Source organism: Roseovarius salis, from assembly GCF_044472985.1.
Taxonomy (GTDB): Bacteria; Pseudomonadota; Alphaproteobacteria; order Rhodobacterales; family Rhodobacteraceae; genus Roseovarius; species Roseovarius salis.
On record NZ_JBISDG010000082.1, the window covers coordinates 1 to 3,926 of the forward strand.

Sequence of the window (3,926 nt, forward strand, 5' to 3'; positions counted from 1 at the left end):
GGGCCGTCAGGCGGGCGCCGCCGGCCGGATCGGCCACGGAGGCGCGTTCGGCGGGAATGTCGCGGCGGGTCATGCGTTGCTCCCTCGTGGTGTCCGCGACCGGCCTGCTCGCGGCGCGGCGCCGGTCGCGGCGATTGCCGTCACTGGGGGATTTCGCCCTGCAACCCCTCGACGTAGAAGTCCATGCCAAGGAGCGTCTCGTCGGAGGCGGTCTCGCCCTCGGCCAGCCAGTCGGTGCCGTCCTGACGCTTGAGCGGGCCGGTGAAGGGATGGTACTCGCCCGCGGCGATGGCCTCCTTCATCGCCAGCGCCTCGGCCTTGACCTCGTCGGGAACGGCGTCGGTGATCTCGCCGATCTCGACCATGCCCTCGTCGATGCCGTGCCAGACCTGCTGGCTTTCCCATGTGCCGTCCATCACGGCCTGCGTGCGGTCGATGTAGTAGGGCGCCCAGTTGTCGATGATCGAGGAGACACGCGGGAAGGGCTTGTACTCGGCCATGTCCGAGGCCTGCCCGAAGGTGACGACGTCGCCGGCCTTTTCCGCCGCCGCCTGCGGCGCGGTGGAGTCGGTGTGCTGCAGGATCACGTCGGCGCCCTGCTCGATCAGTGCGTTGGCGGCGTCGGCCTCTTTCGCCGGGTCGAACCAGGTGTAGGCCCAGATGATCTTGAACTGGACGTCCGGGTTGACCTTGCGGGCGTGGATGTAGGCGGCGTTGATGCCGCGGATGACCTCGGGGATGGGGTAGGAAGCGACGTAGCCGACGATGTCGGAGTCGGTCATCCGGCCGGCGATGTGACCCTGGATGGCGCGGCCCTCGTAGAAGCGGGCCGAGTAGGTGGAGACGTTGGGCGCAGTCTTGTAGCCGGTGGCGTGCTCGAACATCACGTCGGGGAACTTCCTGGCCGCCGTGATGGTCGGGTCCATGAAGCCGAAGGAGGTGGTGAAGATCAGGTCCGCCCCCTGCAGCGCCATCTGCTCGATCGCGCGCACGGCGTCGGCGCCCTCGGGCACGCTTTCCTGGTAGACGGTTTCCACGGCGTCTCCGAAATGCTCCTCGACGGCCAGCCGGCCCTGATCGTGCTCGTAGGTCCAGCCGCCGTCGCCGATGGGGCCGACATAGATGAAGCCGACCTTGGTGGTGTCCTGCGCCAGCCCCGGGGCGGCGAGCCCGAGGGCCAGCGCGGCGCCGGCGAGAAGTCTGGTGATCGTCATGAAGGTGTCTCCCTGCGTGAGAAGTTGCGGTGCCTCAGCCCGAGGCGTGGAAGATGCGGCCCAGAGAGCCGGGCGCGCGCGATCTGTCGGCCGACATGATGACCAGCACGAGGATGGTGATCAAGTAGGGCGACATGGAGAGGTATTCGACCGAGATGGCGGCGCCCGCCGCCTGCAGGTTCAGCTGCAGCACGGTGACCCCGCCGAAAAGCCAGGCGCCAAGCAGGACGCGGCCGGCACGCCACGAGGCGAACACGACCAGCGCCAGCGCGATCCAGCCGGCGCCGGCCGTGATTCCCTCGGTCCACTGGGGGACGCGGACGAGGCTGATATAGGCCCCCCCAAGCCCCGCGCAGGCGCCGCCGAAGAGGATGGCCACGACGCGCAGGCGCACGACCTTGAAGCCCAGCGCATGGGCGGCGTCGTGGTTCTCGCCAACGGCGCGCAGAACGAGGCCTGCGCGGGTGTATTTCAACACCGCCCATACCGCCGCCACGAGGGCAAGGCCGAGATAGACGATCAGATCGTGCGAGAAGAGAACGCGGCCGAGGAACGGGATGTCGGCCAGCGGGCCGAGATCGAGCCGCGGGGTCGGCGGCGGCTTGATCCCGACATAGCCCTGGCCGAGCAGCGAGGAGACCCCCAGGCCGAACAGCGTGAGCGCGAGACCGCTGGCGACCTGGTTGGCCAGCGCCAGCTGGGTGAGGCCGGCAAAAAGAAGCGACAGGAGCGCCCCGCCCGCGGCCGCGGCGGCAAAGCCCAGCGCGGGCGAGCCGGTCTCGACCGCCGCGGCGAAGCCGCAGACCGCGCCGGTGATCATCATGCCCTCCACCCCGAGGTTCAGCACCCCGGCGCGTTCGGCCACGAGCTCGCCCGTGGCCGCCAGCAGGATCGGCGTCGCCGCCACGAGAAGGGAGGCCAGCAGCAGGGCAGGGCTGATCGAGGCAAGGTCCATCACGCGGTCTCCGCCGTCTTGATCCGGATGCGGTAGTTCGTCAGCAGGTCGACTGCCAGCAGGAAGAACAGCAGCATGCCCTGGAACACCTGTATCGCCGCCGCGGGCAGGCCGAGATTGGATTGCGCGATCTCGCCGCCGATATAGGTAAGCGCCATGAGCATCCCCGCCAGCAGGATGCCGACGGGATGGAGGCGGCCGAGGAAGGCCACGATGATCGCCGTGAAGCCGTAGCCCACGTTGAAGTCGATGCTGACCTGGCCGGAGGGGCCCGACACCTCGAACATGCCCGCAAGCCCGGCCAGCGCCCCGGCGGTGCCAAGACAGAACAGCGTGAGGCGGGCCGGGGTCACCCCGGCGAAGCGGGCGGCGCGGGGCGCCTGCCCGGCCAGCCGTATCTGGTAGCCCAGCTGGTGGCGGGTCAGCAGGACATGGGCGAGGATCACCGCGACGAAGGCCGCCACGACGCCCCAGTGCATGCCCGTCCCGGCGATCAGCTCGGCATTGTGGGCGGCCGGGTAGTCCTGAAGGTTGCGCGAGCCGGGAAAGCCCATGCCCTCCGGGTTGCGCAGCAGCCCCAGCGACATCTTGGCCAGCAGTTGCTCGGCCACGTAGACCAGCATCAGCGACACGAGGATCTCGTTGGTGCCGAAGCGGACCTTGAGCAGGGCGGGGATCATCGCCCATGCCCAGCCGCCGGCCGCGCCGGCGGCGATCATCAGCGGGAAGACATACCACGCGTCGAGCGGGTAGAAGGCCAGCCCCACGCCCGCCCCGGTGAGCGCGCCGATGATGTACTGCCCCTCGGCGCCGATGTTCCAGATCCCGGCCCGGAAGCCGAGCGACAGCCCGATGGCGATGAGGATGAGCGGCCCCCCCTTCACCAGCAGTTGCGGGCGGTAGTAATACGCGAACTCGCCGAACAGCGGGTCCCAGAAGATCGTCCGGATCGCGGCGAGGGGATCGTTGCCCAGAAGGGCGAAGAGCGCACCGCCGGCGAGCATCGTGACGAGCACCGCCAGCGCCGGTGTTGCCCATGTCCAGAACCGCGAGGGCTGGGGGCGTTTCTCGAGCTTCATCATCGCCCGGCCCCTCCCCGGCGGGCGGAAGGGGGCGCTGCCCCCTCGGCCTTCGGCCTCACCCCCGGGATATTTGCCGGCCAGAAGACGGGGCGGGGCGCGCGACCACGGGCGGCTCCGGTCCTGGCCGGGGCGCGCGCCGCGTCGCGGCAGTCAGGGCAATGCATGCGCCGCCTCCATCCCGTGGGCACCACCCATCATGAGGCCGACCTCCTCGACCGACAGTTCGCGCGCATCGCGGATATCCGAAAGGCGCCCCTCGTTCAACGCGCAGAAGCGGTCGGCGATGTCCATGAGTTCCTCGAGGTCCTGGCTGATGCAGATGATTGCCGCGCCTTCGGCCGACAGGTCGAGCAGCGCCTGGCGGATCGCCGCCGCCGCGGCGGCATCCACGCCCCAGGTCGGCTGGTTCACCACCAGCACCTCGGGGGTCTGCAAGACCTCGCGGCCGATCACGAATTTCTGCAGGTTGCCGCCCGACAGCGCGCGCGCGGCCGTGTCGGGGCCGGGCGTGCGCACGTCGAACCGGCGGATGATGCGCGTGGCGAAGTCGCGTGCCGCGTTCCAGCGCACGAAGCCGCGCCGGACCAGGTGCTCGCGCTGTGCGCCGGTGATCAGGGCGTTCTCGGTCAGCGTCATCTCGGGGGCGGCGGCATGGCCAAGGCGCTGCTCGGGGGC

At 69.9% G+C, this 3,926-nt stretch carries 3 protein-coding genes and 1 pseudogene; all 4 read right to left on the minus strand.

What is annotated here, in order from left to right; translation table 11 throughout:
* Nucleotides 1-140: 140 nt before the first annotated feature.
* Nucleotides 141-1,214, minus strand: coding sequence for a BMP family ABC transporter substrate-binding protein (locus tag ACH13J_RS18125; RefSeq protein ID WP_397544747.1), 1,074 nt, complete (start codon nucleotides 1,212-1,214; stop codon nucleotides 141-143).
* Nucleotides 1,215-1,248: 34 nt separating this feature from the next.
* Nucleotides 1,249-2,169: an ABC transporter permease subunit gene (locus tag ACH13J_RS18130; protein ID WP_397544749.1), complete on the minus strand. Its 921-nt coding sequence runs from the start codon at nucleotides 2,167-2,169 to the stop codon at nucleotides 1,249-1,251.
* Complete coding sequence (locus ACH13J_RS18135; protein WP_397544748.1) at nucleotides 2,169-3,251, minus strand: ABC transporter permease subunit; 1,083 nt, start codon at nucleotides 3,249-3,251, stop codon at nucleotides 2,169-2,171. Before ACH13J_RS18135 ends, ACH13J_RS18130 begins: the two co-directional genes overlap by 1 nt.
* Nucleotides 3,252-3,401: 150 nt before the next feature.
* Nucleotides 3,402-3,926: pseudogene (locus tag ACH13J_RS18140) on the minus strand (ABC transporter ATP-binding protein); the annotation flags it as partial.